At 48.2% G+C, this 18,888-nt stretch carries 21 protein-coding genes and 1 tRNA gene; 17 read left to right on the top strand and 5 right to left on the bottom strand.

Annotated features, from left to right (window positions below; genetic code table 11):
- Positions 1 to 163: 163 nt before the first annotated feature.
- A tRNA-Gly gene (locus tag AB7S66_RS01795) sits at positions 164 to 234 on the bottom strand.
- 118 nt (positions 235 to 352) lie between these two features.
- Here AB7S66_RS01795 and AB7S66_RS01790 point away from each other — a divergent pair.
- Entirely contained in the window at positions 353 to 595 is a 243-nt protein-coding gene (locus AB7S66_RS01790) for a DUF3276 family protein (protein WP_117331308.1), read from the top strand.
- Positions 596 to 630: 35 nt separating this feature from the next.
- On the opposite strand, the gene AB7S66_RS01785 is transcribed toward AB7S66_RS01790, so the two are convergent.
- Complete coding sequence (locus AB7S66_RS01785; RefSeq protein WP_428517662.1) at positions 631 to 1,251, bottom strand: ribonuclease HII; 621 nt, start codon at positions 1,249 to 1,251, stop codon at positions 631 to 633.
- Positions 1,252 to 1,341: 90 nt separating this feature from the next.
- Here AB7S66_RS01785 and AB7S66_RS01780 point away from each other — a divergent pair, with 90 nt between their 5' ends.
- The 12 genes from AB7S66_RS01780 to rnc all read left to right on the top strand — a co-directional run bounded on the left by AB7S66_RS01780 (position 1,342) and on the right by rnc (position 10,096).
- The gene (locus tag AB7S66_RS01780; RefSeq protein ID WP_428517659.1) at positions 1,342 to 4,167 is read left to right on the top strand and encodes a chromosome segregation SMC family protein; all 2,826 of its coding nucleotides are present in this window, start codon (positions 1,342 to 1,344) and stop codon (positions 4,165 to 4,167) included.
- A gap of 86 nt (positions 4,168 to 4,253) precedes the next feature.
- A complete protein-coding gene (ffh, locus tag AB7S66_RS01775) occupies positions 4,254 to 5,588 on the top strand; it encodes a signal recognition particle protein (protein ID WP_428517658.1) in 1,335 nt (444 codons plus the stop codon).
- A 37-nt stretch (positions 5,589 to 5,625) separates the two neighbouring features.
- Positions 5,626 to 5,880 carry a 30S ribosomal protein S16 gene (gene rpsP / locus AB7S66_RS01770; RefSeq protein ID WP_319758611.1) on the top strand — a complete coding sequence of 85 codons (255 nt, stop codon included), beginning with the start codon at positions 5,626 to 5,628 and terminating at the stop codon, positions 5,878 to 5,880.
- Positions 5,881 to 5,896: 16 nt separating this feature from the next.
- A complete protein-coding gene (locus AB7S66_RS01765; protein WP_198890115.1) occupies positions 5,897 to 6,130 on the top strand; it encodes a KH domain-containing protein in 234 nt (77 codons plus the stop codon).
- A 3-nt stretch (positions 6,131 to 6,133) separates the two neighbouring features.
- Complete coding sequence (gene rimM, locus AB7S66_RS01760; protein ID WP_428517657.1) at positions 6,134 to 6,640, top strand: ribosome maturation factor RimM; 507 nt, start codon at positions 6,134 to 6,136, stop codon at positions 6,638 to 6,640.
- Complete coding sequence (trmD, locus tag AB7S66_RS01755; RefSeq protein WP_428517656.1) at positions 6,637 to 7,389, top strand: tRNA (guanosine(37)-N1)-methyltransferase TrmD; 753 nt, start codon at positions 6,637 to 6,639, stop codon at positions 7,387 to 7,389. The genes rimM and trmD overlap by 4 nt, the downstream gene beginning before the upstream one ends.
- Positions 7,376 to 7,732: a 50S ribosomal protein L19 gene (rplS, locus tag AB7S66_RS01750; RefSeq protein ID WP_428517655.1), complete on the top strand. Its 357-nt coding sequence runs from the start codon at positions 7,376 to 7,378 to the stop codon at positions 7,730 to 7,732. The genes trmD and rplS overlap by 14 nt, the downstream gene beginning before the upstream one ends.
- A gap of 118 nt (positions 7,733 to 7,850) precedes the next feature.
- On the top strand, positions 7,851 to 8,327 hold the full coding sequence (locus tag AB7S66_RS01745) for a hypothetical protein (protein WP_428517654.1): 477 nt from the start codon (positions 7,851 to 7,853) through the stop codon (positions 8,325 to 8,327).
- Positions 8,324 to 8,824: a pantetheine-phosphate adenylyltransferase gene (gene coaD / locus AB7S66_RS01740; protein ID WP_428517653.1), complete on the top strand. Its 501-nt coding sequence runs from the start codon at positions 8,324 to 8,326 to the stop codon at positions 8,822 to 8,824. Before AB7S66_RS01745 ends, coaD begins: the two co-directional genes overlap by 4 nt.
- 60 nt (positions 8,825 to 8,884) lie before the next feature.
- Entirely contained in the window at positions 8,885 to 9,070 is a 186-nt protein-coding gene (rpmF, locus tag AB7S66_RS01735; RefSeq protein ID WP_117331298.1) for a 50S ribosomal protein L32, read from the top strand.
- Between the two features lie 25 nt (positions 9,071 to 9,095).
- The gene (acpP, locus tag AB7S66_RS01730) at positions 9,096 to 9,335 is read left to right on the top strand and encodes an acyl carrier protein (RefSeq protein ID WP_428517652.1); all 240 of its coding nucleotides are present in this window, start codon (positions 9,096 to 9,098) and stop codon (positions 9,333 to 9,335) included.
- 14 nt (positions 9,336 to 9,349) lie between these two features.
- Positions 9,350 to 10,096, top strand: coding sequence for a ribonuclease III (gene rnc, locus AB7S66_RS01725; protein ID WP_428517651.1), 747 nt, complete (start codon positions 9,350 to 9,352; stop codon positions 10,094 to 10,096).
- On the opposite strand, the gene AB7S66_RS01720 is transcribed toward rnc, so the two are convergent.
- The gene (locus tag AB7S66_RS01720; RefSeq protein WP_428517650.1) at positions 10,069 to 11,427 is read right to left on the bottom strand and encodes a CCA tRNA nucleotidyltransferase; all 1,359 of its coding nucleotides are present in this window, start codon (positions 11,425 to 11,427) and stop codon (positions 10,069 to 10,071) included. The genes rnc and AB7S66_RS01720 overlap by 28 nt on opposite strands.
- A gap of 130 nt (positions 11,428 to 11,557) precedes the next feature.
- On the opposite strand from AB7S66_RS01720, the gene ileS reads away from it, so the two are divergent.
- Genes ileS through trpS form a run of 4 tightly spaced genes read left to right on the top strand, consistent with a single transcriptional unit; the run spans position 11,558 to position 16,798 of the window.
- Positions 11,558 to 14,686 (top strand): isoleucine--tRNA ligase, encoded by a 3,129-nt coding sequence (gene ileS, locus AB7S66_RS01715; protein WP_428517649.1) that lies wholly within the window; start codon positions 11,558 to 11,560, stop codon positions 14,684 to 14,686.
- A gap of 5 nt (positions 14,687 to 14,691) precedes the next feature.
- The gene (locus AB7S66_RS01710) at positions 14,692 to 15,576 is read left to right on the top strand and encodes a lipoprotein (RefSeq protein ID WP_428517648.1); all 885 of its coding nucleotides are present in this window, start codon (positions 14,692 to 14,694) and stop codon (positions 15,574 to 15,576) included.
- Positions 15,577 to 15,600: 24 nt separating this feature from the next.
- Positions 15,601 to 15,801: an FmdB family zinc ribbon protein gene (locus AB7S66_RS01705; protein WP_428517647.1), complete on the top strand. Its 201-nt coding sequence runs from the start codon at positions 15,601 to 15,603 to the stop codon at positions 15,799 to 15,801.
- A 4-nt stretch (positions 15,802 to 15,805) separates the two neighbouring features.
- Positions 15,806 to 16,798, top strand: a complete 993-nt coding sequence (trpS, locus tag AB7S66_RS01700) for a tryptophan--tRNA ligase (protein WP_428517646.1) — start codon at positions 15,806 to 15,808, stop codon at positions 16,796 to 16,798.
- A gap of 58 nt (positions 16,799 to 16,856) precedes the next feature.
- Here the strand turns inward: trpS and AB7S66_RS01695 are convergent, their stop codons facing one another.
- On the bottom strand, positions 16,857 to 18,209 hold the full coding sequence (locus AB7S66_RS01695) for a glucose-6-phosphate dehydrogenase (protein WP_428517645.1): 1,353 nt from the start codon (positions 18,207 to 18,209) through the stop codon (positions 16,857 to 16,859).
- On the bottom strand, positions 18,206 to 18,850 hold the full coding sequence (locus AB7S66_RS01690; RefSeq protein ID WP_428517644.1) for a 6-phosphogluconolactonase: 645 nt from the start codon (positions 18,848 to 18,850) through the stop codon (positions 18,206 to 18,208). Before AB7S66_RS01690 ends, AB7S66_RS01695 begins: the two co-directional genes overlap by 4 nt.
- Between the last annotated feature and the right edge of the window lie 38 nt (positions 18,851 to 18,888).

Here is an 18,888-nt window from a genome sequence, read left to right as displayed (position 1 = left end):
TTCATCAGCTCCTTGTAGCGCTTGAACATAGTGTAATCGTGTCTCATGGATATAGTAATGATGTAAAATCTGATGTAAGTCAAGGAAGATGAAGGGGAAGAAGAAACCCACACCATTTAGTGTGGGTTGTCTAAATCTTTGTACTATAAGGGTTAATTTTTAGAGCGCCCTACGGGAGTCGAACCCGCTTCTTCAGCTTGGAAGGCTGAGGTAATACCATTATACGAAAGGCGCTTGCTCTGTATCAATGTATATAAAACATTCTGGAATTTCCGTCAAGTACCTCCAGTTGACAGAGGGAGCACAACACTGGTACAAGTACCATAGAAACAGTTAAGCGAGGATTAAAAGCGTGGGACAACGTGGAGAAGTGTATTCAACAAGACTTGTCAAAAATGACAGGACTTATTTCTTTAATGTAAAAGAGAACATCTATGGGGACATGTTCCTCAACCTGGTGGAAAGCAAAGGTACTCCCGACAACGATCGATACATTAGACAATCGATTATTGTCTACCAAGAAGATTTGGGAGAATTTTTGAAAGAACTGCAGAAATCCTTGGATTTCCTCAAACAGAACGCAAAAAAAGACTAATAGAGGGCAGCCAATCGGCTGCCTTTTTCATCTCCCTAAAAAAGAGACTGTTGCTCCTCCTGCTTTCTTGAGCCTTCCTGCTTGATGGAGAATGTCTTTCGATGAATGGGAGAGAGCCCATAGAGCAGACAAGCCTCCCTATGCTCCTTGGTAGGGTAGCCCTTATGCTTTGCGAAATGGTAGATCGGCCACTTGGCATCACAGAGCACCATGAAGCGGTCACGTTGGTTCTTTGCCAGGATGGAGGCTGCCATGATCTCAGGGATCGTGGCATCCCCCTTTACGATTGCCTGTACCGTACAGTCAAGATCAGGTCTCTGGTTTCCGTCAACGAGTGCTGTATCGACTGAAATGTGTGCTTTTACTTTCTCGTAGGCTCGTTTCATGGCAAGCAAGGAAGCCTGGAGAATGTTGATCTTGTCAATTTCTTGTGCAGTTACGCACGCAACAGCCCAGGCAAGAGACTGCTCCTTGATGATGATTTCAGCCGCTAGGCGTTGTTTTTCGGAAAGTTGCTTTGAGTCCCCGAGGATTTCAATGGGAAAGCTAGGAGGAAGTACCACCGCAGCAGCTACAACAGGACCGGCCAATGGACCTCGCCCAGCTTCATCCAAGCCACAGACAACTCCCTTCTCATCGTTCAGGTCGAACAGCATCGGTTCCACACATCACCTCCTACTTTTTCCCAAAGCCAACTTATGCTATAATCGCACGGAATACTGCGTCAAGCAAAAAGAGGGTGTAATTTGTTTCTAAAAAGCTTGGAACTTTATGGCTTCAAATCTTTTCCAGATAAGGTCAGCTTGGATTTTGCCGATGGAATCACCAGTTTGCTCGGTCCCAATGGATGTGGCAAGAGCAATATTGTCGATGCCATCAAGTGGGTATTGGGAGAACAATCCACCAAGACCCTGCGTGCCGGGAAGATGGAGGACGTCATATTCAATGGAACAGACAACCGCAAACCCCTCCAGGTTGCAGAAGTTTCCCTGGTAATCTCAAATGAAGAACATCATCTTCCTCTCGATGCACCAGAAGTGGAGATCAGAAGAAGAATATTCCGGACAGGGGAAAGCGAGTACTACCTTAACAAGAACCGGGTCTTGCTCAAGAATATCAGGGAACTTTTCTTTGACACTGGAGTCGGCAAGAGCGCCTATTCCATTCTGGAACAGGGCAAAATTGACCAAATCCTCTCATCAAAACCTGAAGACCGGCGCTATATCTTTGAAGAAGCCGCCGGAATAAGTCGTTTCAAAGTCCAGAGCCAGGAGGCAGAACGTAAACTTGCACGAACTGATGAGAACATCATGCAAGTGGAAACCATCCTCAAGGAAGTGAAGCGAACATACGAGACAAAGAAGAATCAGGCAACGAAGGCAATCAGCTACCGAGAGCTCAAGAGTGAACAGTTCTCCTTGGAAGTCGATGTGCAGTTGTCAACGCTCAAATCTTTTCTTTTGTTGCGTGAGAATAAGATTGAGCAGAAACAGCGCGCAGAGGAAGCTTATGCTGCGCAGAGAGGTTCCCTTACAGAGTTTGACCAGGAAATTGAGCAGCTCCAGGAAGAGCTTCGTGCCCTTGGGTCACAGCGAATCAGCAAGCAGACTGAACTGCAGAGGCTGGATGAGGCTACCAAAGGAAGGTCGGACAAGCTTGATTTGCTTACCCAACGATTCCGTGATTTCCTGCAGCAGAAAGACCAGGCTGGGGCAAGAGCAGAACTGATTCAGGAACACATCGAACGAGACACCGAGGAAATAGACCAGAAACTCACCGATATCGCAGGCCTTGACGAGTCAATCGAACAACTGCAGGCAGAGACAGAGCAGAACCAGAGATCCGCTGAGCAGACAAGGACCCTGATCACAAACCAGAATCAGGAAATTCTCGATCTTGAAGATGCCAATAGCCGCTATGAAGCAGATAGTGATGCACTCTCCCTGAGGATCAAGGAGCTGGGGGACGTTATCGTTGTCCAACTCGAAGAGAAATTGAAACAAAGTGGATATACCCTTGAAAACAAGGATAAGGCGAGAAATGCCTTGCTCAAGAGTATCGAGCATCTCAAGGGTCGTATAACGGAAGAGCAAACCTTTCTTTCCACGCTTAAGCAGACTGGAATCTCAGCAGAGGACCTTCTGGACAGGCAGACCCAGTTCCAGGGAGGGCTGTTGAAAGAACTTGCCCAGGTCCAGTCCCTCTTTGGCTCCTATGAGGCAATGCAACCAACATTTCTTGATGAACTCATCTCTGATGAAGGCACCATCAGCGAGAAACGCAGACTCGACCAGGAAATGGTCAACCTGAGAAAACAGATCCAGACCAACCGTGAACGGATTGCCTATCTCAGGGAGGAGAACAATACACTCACTCAGGCATTGGAACGGTACCAGGAAACCATCGGTGACCAGAAGGTTGCTATGAACCAACTCCTCACGCAAAAACAGGGAGCCAAGGAGTGGGTAACAAAACTGCAGCGCTCCCTTACCGAGCAAGAGTACCAATATAAGGATGCACTGAAGCTCAGCGAGACAGCCCAGGAGAGAATCTATGAAACACAGGAAGATATCCGTAGCGTTGAAGCTGAAGTAGGGCAGATAAAGGAACGGATGGCAGTCCTGAATGCAGAACTCAAGGATCTGGTTGTAGTCATAGATGAACAGAGCAGAATCATCCGGGAAAAGCAGGAACAGAAGAACACCTCATATGAACAGTTGCAAACCCTCCGAACAGAGAAAGAGAAGCTGGAACTGCAGATCGACCAGCTTGCCACCAACATCACTGGTGTATACACTACATTCTTTGAGAACTACGGCAAGAGCCTGAAGGAGTTCGAGAATCGTCTGGAAGATGAAGTTCCCGATATCCCTGTACTGAAGAGCCGCCTGGATGAGGTCAGACGGAAGATTGATGGGATGGGATACATCAACCAGATGGCGGAAGAAGAGTATGCGGAGGTAAAGGAACAATACGATTTCCTGAGTAAGCAATTGGATGACCTTTACAGGGCCAAGAATGATTTGGATACCGTCATTACCCAGATCAAGACCCGTAGCGAAGAGTTATTCATTGCTTCATACAAGCAGATCGCCCATAACTTCCAGGAGATGTTCCGTCGTTTGTTTGGTGGGGGTAAGGCTGAGCTCACTTTGGTGGAGCCTGACAATGTCCTGGAGAGTGGCATAGACATCCTGGCTCAACCTCCGGGGAAAAAACTTACCCACCTCTCGCTCTTGAGTGGAGGGGAGCGGTCGATGACCGCTGTAGCACTGCTGTTTGCCACCTATCAGGTAAAGCCTTCTCCCTTCTGTGTCCTTGATGAGATCGACGCAGCACTCGATGATCGGAATATCGGGTATTTTCTCTCCGTATTGGATGAATTTGCCATGAAGAGCCAGTTCATCATCATCACCCACAATAAGCACACAGTCATGGGAAGCCGGACCCTTTTAGGGGTAACCCAGATGGAACCAGGGGTTTCCAGCATGGTCAGTTACAAGATCGGCAATGTGGCCGGCGAGGATGTAATCCTCAACGACGACCAGGAACTGGTAACCATAGAAGAATAGGTTGCATGTTGCACCACTCCTTGACAGGAAAGTCTGGTGTACGGTATAAGATGTAACTTGAGCGAAAACGACAATAGAGTAAGGTAATGTTTGATTCAATAAGCGATAAGTTCTCCGGCATCATGCGCAGTCTTGCCGGAAAGTCCAAGATAACAGAGAAGAACGTCCAGGAAGCCGTTGAAGAAATCAAGATGGCTTTGCTGGACGCTGATGTGAACCTTCGGGTTGTCAGACGCTTCATCAATGGGACTATGGAAGAAGCCACAGGGGAGAAAGTCCTCAAATCTGTCGACCCTGGTCAACAATTCGTGAAGATTGTCTACGATCGGATGGTTGCTCTGCTTGGGGACGAGGAGAACCAGAAGCTTCTGCTCAAGGGCCCTGATACAACCAGTGTCATCCTGATGATGGGTCTCCAGGGTTCTGGTAAGACCACCACATCAGCCAAGCTGGCTTCACGCCTGAAAAAAGAAGGCCGTCGTGTCATGCTTGTTGCTGCAGACTTGGTCAGGCCGGCTGCTGTCCTGCAACTACAGGTTCTTGGTGAGGCGGTAGGGGTTCCCGTATTCAGTATTGAAGGGGAGAAGAACCCGGCCAAAGTTGCCAAGGCAGCACTAGCGCAGGCAAAGAAAGACCAGAGAGATGTATTGATTGTCGACACCAGTGGGCGAATGCACCTTGACGAGACCCTTATGGATGAGATCCAGAAGGTCCGTGATGCGATTTCTCCCGATGAGACACTCTTTGTCGCCGATGCAATGACCGGACAGAACGCTGTCACCATCGCCAAGGAGTTCCAGGAGAAAGTTGGGATAAGCGGGGTTGTACTCAGCAAGTTCGATAGTGACACACGTGGTGGTGCTGCACTCTCCCTTCGTTCTGTTGTGGGAAAACCAATCAAGTTCATTGGCGTTGGTGAGAAGATCGAGGATCTAGATCCCTTCTATCCAGACCGTATTGCTAGTCGAATTCTCGGGATGGGTGACATTGTCTCACTTGTTGAGAAAGCACAGAGCGTCGTCGATGAGAATGAGGCAATCCGCATGCAGGAGAAGATGGCAAAGAACACCTTTGACCTGCAGGACTACCTTGACCAATTGAACTCGATGGATAAGATGGGTTCGATTGACCAGCTTCTGGAAATGATTCCCGGTGCAAAGGGTCAGGTCAGCAAAGATGACATAGATACAGAGGAAATTCGTCGAGAGAAAGCAATTATCCTTTCAATGACCTATGCGGAACGAGCGAATTACCATATAATGGGACCGACGAGACGTAAACGTGTTGCAAAAGGAAGCGGAACTACCGTTTCTGATGTAAATCGTTTGCTGAGAAAGTTTGAGAAAATGCGACTTACGATGAAGAAGTTAGCAAAAAATAAAAAATACCAGGCTGCAATGCTTAAACAGATGGGTATGTAGAGTTGAATTCGTAGGAGGAATTGACGTGAGCACAAGCATGAGACTGAAGAGATTTGGTACAAAGAAGAGACCTGACTACCGTATCGTGGTGATGGACTCCAGGGCGAAGACCCAAGGAAGGACCCTCGATGAGGTTGGTCAGTACCATCCTCTGGCTGAGAAAGATCAGCAGGTTGTCTTGAAAGTTGAGAAGATACAGGACTGGCTCGCCAAGGGTGCACAGCCCAGCGATACCGTAAGAGCCCTGCTCAATAAGAATGGCGTGACGGTGACCAGAACTGTCCAGGAATAACTTCCAGGAGATGGTTGTGGAAAAAGATCTTGTTGAATATATTGTAAAATCACTAGTTGATGTCCCTGACGAGGTCAGTATCAATGTGATCGAGGGTGAAAAATCCACGATTCTTGAGCTGAAGGTAGCCAGTGAGGATGTCGGCAAGGTGATCGGCAAGCAAGGCCGTATTGCAAAGGCGATCAGGACCATCTTGAGCGCATCAGCCACCAAGGGCGGCAAACGTGCCGTGCTGGAAATACTGGACTGATCTATGGAAGAGTTGCTCTGGACAGCTACCGTAAAAGCTCCTTTTGGAGTGAACGGTGAGGTGAAAATTCACCCTCACAATGATGACTGTGCCTACCTTGCGAAAATCAAGGAGGTTGTGTTGCGTGCGAAGGATGGATCAGGGCAAACTTTCTCTATAGAAAGTTTTCGCATGATGGGTTCACAGCCCTTGATGAAGTTCGCGGGATTTGATAATCCAGAGGATGCAAGGGTGCTTGGTGGTCGACATCTGATGGTTCCCAGGAAATGGGCAGCCCCTTTGAAAAAGGGCCAATACTACGTCGCTGATCTCATCGGTTGTGCTTTGGTGCATGATGGTGAGCATCTGGCTGAAGTTGTCAGTAGTGTCGATGGTGCACAGGCTGTGATGCTTGAAGTCCGTAGCCCTGATGGTTCCCTCTATATGGTTCCATATCTCAAGGAATTCATTGGTGAAGTTAGCCTGGAGGACCGGACGATCGAGTTGAAGACTCCCTGGATTCTCGCGTGAAGATTCAGATAGTCACCCTGTTCCCAGAAATACTGGAAGGGTTTTTCGAAAACTCAATCATGAAAAGGGCTGTGCAAAGCGGTTCAGTTGAGTATGAGTTCATAAACTTCAGAAGCTTTGCGACAGACAAGCATCAGAGCTGTGATGATGTCCCCTATGGTGGTGGCGCTGGAATGGTGATCAAATGCGATCCCCTCTGCAAGGCGCTTGATTCCATCAAGGCAAAAGAGAAGCGGGTGGTGTATGCTTCCCCCTCTGGAAAGCGTCTGAGTCAAGCCTATGCCGAAGAGCTGAGCAAGGAAGATGAACTGGTCTTTATCTGTGGCCATTATGAAGGTATTGACCAACGGGTGATTGACCTATATGTTGATGACGAAATCAGTATAGGGGATTATATAATCAGCAGCGGCGAGGTTTCCACCTTGGTAATCATAGATGCTGTATATCGTTTGATTGACGGTGTGATTAGTAGTGATTCACTCAGTGAAGAGAGTTTTCACGGTGGATTACTTGAATATCCACAGTATACAAGGCCTGAGACCTATTGCTCAAAAGATGTCCCTGATGTATTATTGAGCGGGCATCACGCCAAAATTGGCCAGTGGCGACTACAGAAACGGTTGGAAAAGACCTTGTTGAACCGACCTGATTTGTTGGAGACGGCATCTCTTGATGTGAACTCCAGAAAGATTTTAAATGCATTGAAAGAACATAGTGCGAAGGGGACCGGAGACGATGGATGTAATTAAGGCTATTGAGTCGGAACAGATGAAGGAAAATGCAGAGAACTTCTGTGTTGGTGATACCGTTAAAGTGTTTTTCAAGATTGTTGAAGGCACCAACGAACGTGTCCAGGTGTTTGAAGGCTTGGTCATTGCAAAGAACAATGGTGGAATTCGCAGGACTTTTGTGGTCCGAAAGATTTCCTACGGTGTAGGTGTGGAAAGGATTTTCCCCTTGCACTCACCTCGTGTTGAAAGAATCGAGGTTGTTCGCAGAGGTCGTGTCAGAAGAGCTAAGCTCTACTACATTCGCAAGAAGGTGGGCAAGAAGGCGAAAGTCAAAGAGCTCATCCACAGAAAGAACGCCTAAAGCGTTTACCAAGCGAATATATGGAGGGGACGGCGTACAGTCGTCCCTTTCGTTTGTGTATCTTGAGTGCTTGCCGCTGGCGGAAAAACAGGATAGTCTTGCATACACGAGGTAGGCAATGGAAACGGAAAAGAAACAAACAGGAACCCGGGGACAGCAAAAACGACGTACCCGTTCCAAGAAGCAGTCCAAGGCCAATGGTTCACCCAAGGAAAAGGCAAAGAAGGGGAGTGGTAAAAGCAATCTACTCCCTGAACAACGTAAACCCTATCATAGCAATCTTCCCCAACTTCCTGTAAGGAAGGTACTTGAGCCGAAGGAAACCTGTGTACTCTGTGGAGAAGTCATCGATAGCATTGCAAGTGCACTGACCCATCCTGACGGGGGATTCTGCCATTTTGATTGTGTGCTTAACCAGATTCGGGAACAAGAGAAGCTTTCACCTTCCCAGAAAGTGAGCTATATTGGCAAGGGAACCTTTGCTGTGGTGAACCAGGAAGAGAATGGATCGTTCAGTTTTGCAAAAAAGATAGCTTGGGAAAGTTCTGAGGCTTTTGCCAAGATGAAGCAATACGTAGAGGAGATCAAGAAATGAACAAAAAAAAGCGTATTGCCATGCTTCCCGGTTCCTTTGATCCACCCACAAACGGACATATCGATATCATCGAGCGTTCTTCCTCTCTCTTTGAGAAACTCTATGTGGTGGTTGCCGACAATGTACAGAAGCAGTGTCTGTTTACCGCCGATGAGAGGATGGATATGCTCAAGGATATTCTCAAGGCACATGAAAACATCGAAGTGGTGAGTTATCGTGGGCTGGTGGTCGATTTTGCCCGTGAGCATGGGGTAGGGGTCATGGTACGAGGAGTCCGGGCTTTGGTTGATTTTGGGTATGAGTTTGAATTGGCTATGACAAACAAGCAACTCAATCCTGACCTGGAAGTACTATTTATGCCGACGAGTCCTAAATATTTTCAACTGAGAAGCAGCGCAATCAAGGAAATGGCAGCTTATGGGGCCGATATCTCCCCAATGGTGCCCCCCCTTGTCGTACAAATGATGAGAAATCGAATCAAGTTGTTGACGCTTTAGTGCTTTTCCGTTATTCTTCTCTACGTGTCAAAAATTAGCATAGTGTAAGAGGTTATCAACATGGCAACACCGAAATATAAGACTTCCAAAGCAAGCGCAGCATCAAGAAAGGCTGCTAACATGCGTCTTGCAACCCCGACACTCTCACGTTGTAGCACTTGTGGAAATATGGTTCTTCCTCACCGCGTCTGCCCGAAGTGCGGTTTCTACCGCGGCGTGCAGGTCATTGAGTTGCAGGATAAATAAATACGACGATAAGAGGAGTTGGATAATGGATAGCAAAGAAGTATTTGAGAAAGTTAAATCATTGATTGCAGAGAAGCTCGAGATTGATGAAGGTAAAATCACCATGAACGCTTCCTTCAGAAAGGATCTTGGTGCAGACAGCTTGGACACCTATGAGCTGGTATACGCTATAGAGGAAGAGCTTGGCGTCTCCATCCCTGATGAGAAAGCCAATGAGTTCGAAACCGTTAAGGACGCAGTCGACTTCCTTTCTGCACAACTGTAAGGATTTCCCTGTCTATGGAGAGTAGCCTCTTCAAGAGAGCTCCCGCAATCTCATCAGAAAGAGAGCGGGAGCTTCATCTATTCATTGAAAAAAGCGAGATGGAGATCAACGATCTCTCCTTGCTCAATCTTGCATTCACACACCGTAGCTTTGCCAACGAAACCAACGAACTAGTGGACACCAATGAACGTTTGGAGTTTCTTGGTGATAGTGTGCTCGGTATGTGTGTAGCGGACTGGCTTTTCAGAAATCTCCCTGCTAAAGCGGAGGGGGATTTTTCAAAGATCAAGAGCATCGTAGTCAGTGAAGATAGTCTTGCCATGATCGCCCGTTCCCTTGATGTTGATAAGTATCTGCTTATCGGGAAAGGGGAAGAGAACAGTGGAGGAAGGAACAAGAAGGCCTTGCTCGCTGACTGCATGGAGGCAATCTTTGCAGCCTGTTATCTTGATAGTGGGTTCGAGGCTGCTAAGAAATTTATTATGCGGTACCTGGAAAACCAGATCAGGGCAGTGCTGGAAGATGATTACCACCGTGACTACAAGACAGCCTTGCAGGAATACATGCAGAAGCGATGGCGCATGGTTCCTACCTATACACTGATCAAGAAGACCGGGCCCGAGCATGATTTCACCTTTTTCATGCAAGTGGATGTAAATGGCCGGGTTTTTGGTCCTGCACAGGGACGAAACAAGAAACAAGCCGAACAACGTGCAGCAAAGCTTGCCTATGATCAGCTGGTAAAAGTGGAAAAGGACTGATAGTTTCTTGCTATATCCATTAGCTGCTCTTTCGTATTCTGAGCGGGATCATCAAGTACTGTTTCCAACAGGTAATCAAGGGTCTTTCCAAGTTGTTTCCCCTGAGGAATTCCCGCCTTCATCAAATCATTGCCATTCACGGCCAAGTCCTTGATGGACAGGGCATCCTGGGCATCAAGGATACCCTTGATCCGCTCTTCCAATTCTTCGAGCAATCTGGTATCCGCCTTGCCATGGATGGCTATCTGGTCAGCTATCCTGAGGCTGAAGAGCATGCCCACATGTTCCTTGCCTACGCGGGTGAGAAAGCGCCTGACAGCGCTGTCACTCCAGTTGCTCTGGTAACTGAACATGTGATGGCGGACCAGGAGGCTGACAAGACGGATTTGCTCATTGCTTGCCTTCAGTCGTCTCATGACCTTGATGGTGAGTTTCTCCCCCACCAGGTCATGGTTGTAGAAGGTGTTGCGATCCTCTCCTTCTTCCATCACCTCACTCTTGCCAATATCATGGAAAAGGGCGGCAAGGCGTACCTCCAGACGGTCTGAGAGGGCTACGGACGCTTGGCAGGTACTGATGGCATGTGAGAGTACATCCTCATGGTGCATACCCCCCTGTTCAACCTGATCTCCTGCTGCAAGTTCGGGAAGGATGATCGGCAATAGGCCACACTCCCTCATGTAGTTGAGTCCCACCTCGGGATGATCGGAGAGTACAAGCCTGAAGAGCTCTTCACGGATACGTTCGTTGCTTACATTGCGAAGATTCTCCCTGCAGGTATGCATGGCCTTGAGAGTATCCTCGTCAATGATGAAATTGAGCTTGCCAGCAAAACGGCATGCTCTCAGGATTCTCAGCCCATCTTCCCCAAATCGTTCTTCGGGATTTCCGATTGCTCTGATGATCCTATTTTTCAGATCTTCCTTTCCGCCACAAAGATCGATGATCTTGCCATCATTCAAGTCAACCGCGAAGGCATTGATGGTAAAGTCCCGTCTTTTCAGGTCCTCTTCAAGATTCGTGATAAAGGTCACACTGTTGGGGTGCCTTCCGTCCTGGTAGGAACCTTCACTGCGGAAGGTGGTTACCTCGAAGCTGTGTTTCTCGTAACGCACCGTGACCGTGCCATGGTCAATGCCGGTGGGGATGACAGCCTTGAAGAGACGCATGACCTCCTCTGGTTTTGCATCGGTGGTAAAATCGAAGTCCTCGTTGTCGATACCCAACAGATGGTCACGGACGGCACCCCCTACAATATAAAGGTTGAAGCCTGCTTGCCTGAACTGTTGTGAGAACCTCTGGATCACAGATGGAATCGGGAATTGCTGCATACCAAGACAGTATCGCGACCACGGAAGAAGGTCAACGGAAAAACCAGTCACAAAGGTTGTCATGAACACGTATTCTGAATAGAATGACATCGATGTGATAACCCGATAAGGGCAAGTTGAAGGAGTGTGTATGTTTCGTCCAGTAACCACCAAAGTGGATTTTCCTGCGATGGAAGAGAACGTTCTCTCTTTCTGGGAGAAAGAGGATATTTTCAAGAAATCAATCGAAACGCGGTCTGAAGAGAATGAATACGTTTTCTACGACGGACCTCCGTTTGCGACCGGGCTTCCCCATTTTGGGCATCTGGTTCCAGGAACCATAAAGGATGCCATTCCCCGGTATCAGACCATGAAAGGTAAACGGGTCAGGCGTGGTTTCGGTTGGGACTGTCATGGGCTACCCGTTGAGTATGAGATGGAGAAGACGCTGGGCATCAGCGGGCACTCCGCGATTACCGAATATGGTGTGGCCAAGTTCAATGAGCAATGCCGCTCAATCGTCTTGCGATACACAGAAGAGTGGAAACAGACGATTAATCGCATGGGACGTTGGGTTGACTGGGAGCATGGCTATCGCACCATGGATACCAACTATATGGAGTCCATCTGGTGGGTATTCAAGACACTCTTTGAGAAGGGCTACATCTATGAGGGGTACAATATCCTTCCATACAGCCCAGCCTTGGCAAGTCCTCTTTCCAATTTCGAGGTTAACTTGGGAGGCTACCAGGATGTCGTGGATCAGGCCGTAACCGTTCGATTCGCAGCTGATGGGCAGGAGAAGACTTATTTCCTTGCTTGGACGACTACACCATGGACGCTTCCAAGCAACCTTGCGCTTGCTTTCGGCCCGGACATTGACTATGTGAAGGTCAAGGATAAGAGTGATGGGAATTACTACATCCTGGGTAAAGCACGCCTCGGTCATTACTACAAGGACAAGGATACCTATGAGATTGTTGATGAGCAGAAGGGTACCTTCTATGAAGGTATGCGTTATAAACCCCTGTTCCCATACTTTGCAGATCTCAAGGAGCAGGGCGCTTTTGTCTGTGTGTTGGGTGATTATGTAACCACCGAAGATGGTTGTGGTATTGTCCATACAGCCCCCGGTTTCGGTGAAGATGACTATCAGGTACTCAAAGGAACAGACATTCCTGTTGTTTGCCCTGTTGATTTGGAGTGCCGTTTTACCGATGAGGTACCGGACTTCTCCGGTCGTTTCGTCAAGGACACCGATAAGGATATCATCTCTTATCTGAAGGAGCATGAGCTCCTGGTGAAACGGGAGAACTACCTCCACTCGTATCCTTTCTGTTACCGAACCAAGAAGCCGTTGATCTACCGTGCCATGAGTTGCTGGTTTGTAGATATCCAGAAGATCAAGCAGCATATGCTTGATGCCAATGAACATATCTACTGGATGCCCGAGCATCTCAAGTATGGCCGATTCGGTAAATGGCTTGAAGGAGCGCGTGACTGGGCAATCAGCAGGAACCGGTTCTGGGGGAATCCGATCCCGGTTTGGAAGTGCGATGGCAGTGACTATCTAGAGGTAATCGGAAGCAGGGAGGAGCTGGAAGCCAAGTGTGGACAGAAGGTTGAGGATCTGCATAAGCATTATGTTGATGATCTGACCTGGCCAAGTCCTGACGGCAAGGGTACCATGCGCCGCATCGGCGATGTCCTTGACTGCTGGTTTGAGTCTGGTTCCATGCCCTATGCCCAGCAACACTACCCATTTGAAAATAAAGAGTATTTTGAAAATAATTTCCCCGCTGACTTCATCTGTGAAGGCTTGGACCAGACTCGTGGTTGGTTCTATACCTTGACGGTTATTGCAGCAGGACTCTGGGAGAAACCAGCGTTTACCCACTGCATCACCAACGGCATTGTCCTGACAGCCGACGGGAAGAAGATGAGCAAGAGTGAACGCAACTATACCGATCCGATGGAGATTGTAAACGCCTACGGTGCAGATAGTCTGCGTTTTGCCTTGATGAATAGTGCTGTTGTCCGTGCAGAGGATCTGAAGTTCAGTGAGGAATCTGTCAAGGAAGTTCTCAAGACCCTGATCATCCCTCTCTGGAATGCCTACTCATTCTTCGTGACCTACGCGAATATTGATGGGTATGAACCATCTGAAACAGCCTTTGAGGATCTTACGAACCCGATGGACCGCTGGATTATCAGTGCAACCCAACGATTCGTGCAGACTGCCACAGATTCTTTTGATGCCTATGACATCCAGAAGGCGTGTGCATCCTTTGTTCCGTTCATTGATGACTTGAACAATTGGTACATCCGTCGAAGCCGAAGGCGTTTCTGGAAGGGTGAGAACGATACGGATAAAAAACAGGCGTATGATACCCTCTACAAGGTCCTGATGACCTTCATCAAGGTTGTAGCCCCGATCATCCCGTTTACAAGTGAGGAGATATACCAGAACTTGAAACGGGGGGATATGGCGCAGAGTGTGCATCTCTGCATGTATCCTGACTATGATGAAAGCCAGAGGGATTGGACCCTGGAAAGCCAGATGTCCCTGACCCAGAAGGCCATTGCCATGGGTCGTTCACTGAGAGCGTCCAACAACCTGAAGATTCGTCAGCCTCTGCAGAAGCTTTTCCTCGTAGACCGGGAAGAGAATGAACGGGAAATTCTGGCAAGCATGGAGTCGATCATTGCAGAGGAACTGAATGTCAAGGAAGTGCATCTGCAATCAGATGAGTCTTCCCTTGTGGAATATAGTGCAAAGGCCAACTTCAAGGTCCTGGGGAAATCCCTCGGCAAGGATATGAAGGAAGTTGCAGCCAAGATTGCTGATTTCGACGGTGCTCAGATTGCCTCTATCCTTGATGGTACGCCGTACACACTTTCCTACAGCAATGGCGAGATTTCAATTTCCAAGGATGAGATCATTGTCCAGAGGACTGAAATGGAAGGTGTAAAGGTACTTAATGATGGGTCACTTACCGTAGGCTTCGATACCAAGGTTACCCAGGAACTCGCCGATGAGGGGATTGCACGTGATATCATTCGTTCTGTGCAGAACCTCAGAAAGGAGAGTGGGTTTGCCGTATCTGACCGGATTGTGCTGACATATGATGGTGATGAGGTGATCCAGCGGGTCTTTGACCAGCATGGACAAACCATTGCCAAGGAGACGTTGTCCAATACCTTGCGCTCTGGTACACTGACAGGAGAAGGTATTGATTGCAATGACCATATGGTGAGGTTGCAAGTAGAGAAGGATTGAGCGTGATGAAACATTTTGCCAGGCTGGTTCCTATCGGGTTTCTTTTGGTGCTCTTCCTCTCTTCCTGTGCCACAACGGCACGGAAGGAGGTTCCCTATTTTGATTTCCAGGGTATGGCGGACAGTGGTGTCATTGTTGTAACCGTGGATGCCCAGAAGGAGAGCGAACTCATTAAAGGCGTTTTTGCCGATATGCAGGAGTTTGCTGATCGAGCCGAGCGAATCTCTCTCTCACTTTCCCCAAGATTGGATACGTACCCGTTGGAAGTTGAGGAATTGGATGCCTATGGGGTGGTCGAGGGTGACTATCCCAAGTGGCTGGCAAACACTTCCATGATGTATTCCAGGGAGCTCAAGAGACAGTATGCCCAGGATGATCTGACGTACTTCCAGCAGAAGGAAGGGGAGTTGAGCATCTATGCTCCCAACAATGACAAGATACTCTTCACCAATACGGAGTACCCAGAGGTGTATGAGCTTTACGATGCTGAGCGGAAGTTGATCGATTTGCCCACGGCAAATGCTATGGCTTCCTCAAATATCGCGGTCTATTCGTTGGAGCCTGAGACTTTTTTTGATCTTGGCCTGGAATTGCCGGGTACGGTGATTACCCAGGCAAAGGTGATGCTTTTACTGATAAACCAGAAAGAGGATGGGGGGTATAGCCTGGATGCCTATATCACGATGGATACACCCAAACTTGCCACTACACTGTCCCAGATGGTAAGAACTGGATACCTGGCTCGGCTGAAGAGGGAGAAGATTCCCTTCAAGATAGCCGACTTGATGAAGATGTTCCTGATTGAAGATGATCTAGTTACGATCAAACATATGGATTTGGGTGAAGAGCAGATGAACAATCTCAAGCAGAGCTTGAGTGGTCTGCTGTAAACCCATACGAGGAGATACCACATTATGCCTACGTATGAATATGAGTGCCAGCTTTGCAAGGCACGGGTTGAATTGGTCCAGTCCCTGGACAAGCATGAGCCTCCTGCAGTCTGTCCTGCCTGTAATATGGAACATACCATGAGGCGGGTGAACAAGCCCTCTTCATACCATGCTGAACACGACGGGCAACCGGCTGAAGTTGAGCAGGTAGATGAGAAGGAGTAGTCTTTTGGAAACGAAACAGAAACGAATCCTAACTGGTGACAGGACAACAGGTAAACTGCACCTCGGTCACTATGTAGGCTCTCTCAAGAGTCGGGTTGAGTTGCAGCATACCTATGAGACATTCATTCTCCTTGCTGATGTGCAGGCTCTTACCACCCATTTTGAAGATCCTCAGTTGATCAACAGCAGTATCTATGATGTGGCAATCGACAACCTCTCTGTGGGATTGGATCCTGGGAAAGCCACCTTGGTACAACAGTCACAGATCACTTCCATTGCCGAACTGACGGTCTTCTATTCAATGATTGTAACGGTAAACCAACTCCGTCATAATCCCACGATCAAGACAGAGGCAAAGAACTATGGGTATGCTGACCTTACCTATGGTTTCCTGGGATATCCTGTCAGCCAGACTGCCGACATCACCTTCTGCAACGCAGATTTGGTACCGGTAGGGGAAGACCAGGTCCCCCATATTGAGCTTGCCCGTAAGATTGTCAGGAAGTTCAACGATATGTATGGAACCAGTATTGTTGAACCCCAGGCAAAGCTCAGTACAGTTGGCAGACTGGCTGGACTGGACGGGAATGCAAAGATGGGCAAGAGTATGGGCAACGCAATCTACCTCTCTGATACCCCGGAGGCAGTATGGGAGCGTGTACGCAATGCTGTTACCGATCCTGCGCGTGTTACGATCAAGATTCCCGGTACTCCCGAGATCTGTAATGTGTACAAGTACCACTGTGTGTTCAATGAGGCGGAAAAGGACAACATTGCTGAAATGTGCAGAACTGCCCAGATTGGTTGTGTCGCCTGTAAGAAACGACTCAATGCAGTACTCAATGAGATGTTGGACCCCATCCGTGAAAAGCGTGCCTACTATGAAGCCCATCGCGATGTGGTAAGGGACCTTATCATTGAAGGGACCCGTAAGGCAAATGCTATCGGTAATGAGAACATCCTTGCCATCAAGGAGAAGATGCACGTTCTTATCTGAGGATATTGATTATCTGTGCCAGGAAGGCCACCGAGAGAATCGGTGGCCTTGTTTGGGGTTAATCGAACCAGGTAAAACCGTTCTCTTTCGCCATGGTTAATGCGAAGCGGGGCAGGGTCCTGATCGGGTAAACCTCCACCGGAAGGTTCTCCTGAAGCATCGGCTCCACAATCCGCCATGACTCGGTGATCTCCTGCATGGTAGGGAAGACACTCTTGTCTCCCTGCAGGATCTTCTCCACAATCTGTTCATATGCCTCTGGGGTATTGGCCCCGAAGGTCTCGCTCTGGTTGAAACGGAACCGAACAGGTTTTGACTTCCAGCTGGTATTGGGAATCTTCAGATTCATGCTGATGTCGATGGTAAGCTCTGGGTGAATGGTGATGATCACCGCATTCTCCGCAATGGAATCATCATGCATGACCTGCTTGGTGGCGTTCTTGAACTTGATGTAGATCAAGCTCTTTGCCTCTCTCTGCATCTTCCCTGTTCGTACATAGATGGGAATACCGGTAAAATAGTAGGTGTTCACAAACAACTTGAATGCAGCATACGTGGGGGTATGTACCACATGGCCACTGCCGGACCCCAGTGATTCATATCGTCCCATATGGAATTCCTGGATAGGGGATATTGCCCTGAGAACTTTCTCTTTTTCTACGGCGATATCCTTAGGATTCAGACTTGCAGGTTCGCTCATCGTCAAGTAGGTGATGATTTGCATGATATGATTCTGGATAGTATCACGTACTACACCGATCTTCTCATAGAATCCTAAGCGCTGGTCCACTCCATGGGTCTCGTCAAAAATAATCTCAATGGACTCAATGGTCCTGTTGTCCCAGATTCTTCTGATTATGTCATTATGGAAACGCATCAGAAGCAGGTTTTGCATGAACTCCTTACCCAGATAGTGGTCGATACGAAAAATTTCCTCATCAGTGAAGGCTTTCTCCAGGATATCGTTGTAACGCTGGGCACTCTCAAGGTCGAATCCAAATGGTTTTTCAACAACAATCTTCTTTGTCAGGGAACAGATGCAATCCAGCTGGTTGTCCACCTGTTGGATCTGCTCGATGGCAATCTCATAAAGGGAAGGCTGCAATGCAAGATAGTAAATGAATTCCACTTCGTCGCATTCCCCGCACATGGATTTCAAACGAGCGGTAAGTATGGCAACAGCATTCGTGTCGCTCATATCGTAGTACAGGTAATCAAGGTGGTCAGTGAAGGAGGATGGAGCATCTTTCCTGATGATCGCAGAGAGGAACTCGTCCCTGGTGGTGAACCGTCTTCCGAGGGCAAGTACTTCAAAAGCATCGCCCTTTTCCATGAGATGCTCATAGGCAGGATACAGTTTCTTCAGTGCAAGATCTCCCGTGCCGCCATATTGGATAATGATTCTCTTCATGGTGTGTTCTCCCTCAGGTCTGTTACTATCGTACCCTGGAATGGATGGTGAACAAAGAAGGAGCAGGGCAGCGTATGTGCATCCTCCTTGCCGGACATCAACCTATTGAGTGCATCCCGCTTTCCCTCGCCTAGGAAGAGCAGATATACCTTCGCTTTTCGGCCAAGGGTAAGAAACCCATGGTAGGTGAGTGTGACCCGCCTTTTTGGTGGTTTGGGGCTATCGGTTATCACCATGGTCTGGGCATCAACACTATTCGGCCAGGAACCAGGGAAAAGGCTTGCTATATGCCCATCCTCCCCTACGCCAAGATAAATGCGGTCAAAAGGCTCATCTGAAAGGGGCTTCCCTTCGCTGACAATGGTGAGTATGGTTCCTTGGTCCAAGGCTTTCTGCAACCCAGCTTTCCTGAGCGTATCCTCGTTTCGTTCACCCTCAAGGCGTTCATCAATAAGATAGAGGCGGATTCTTCCTAGAGACTCACTTGGAAGGGTGAGCATGGCATTGATGAGATGGGATGCACTTCTTCCACCTGGTAATCCAATGTGCAGGGAGCCGGATTTTTCCTGGGATAGTGAGAGCAAGTCATCCCTGACCATCTGCTCAAGCTCCTTGGTTGTGTCTATTCTTACAATATTCATAGCCATAATGTACTCAATAAAATAGAAGCAGAATAGTA

Origin of the sequence: Sphaerochaeta sp., assembly GCF_050178175.1 — a bacterium.
Lineage (GTDB): Bacteria > Spirochaetota > Spirochaetia > Sphaerochaetales > Sphaerochaetaceae > Sphaerochaeta.
This window is presented reverse-complemented; position numbering and strand designations above follow the sequence as displayed.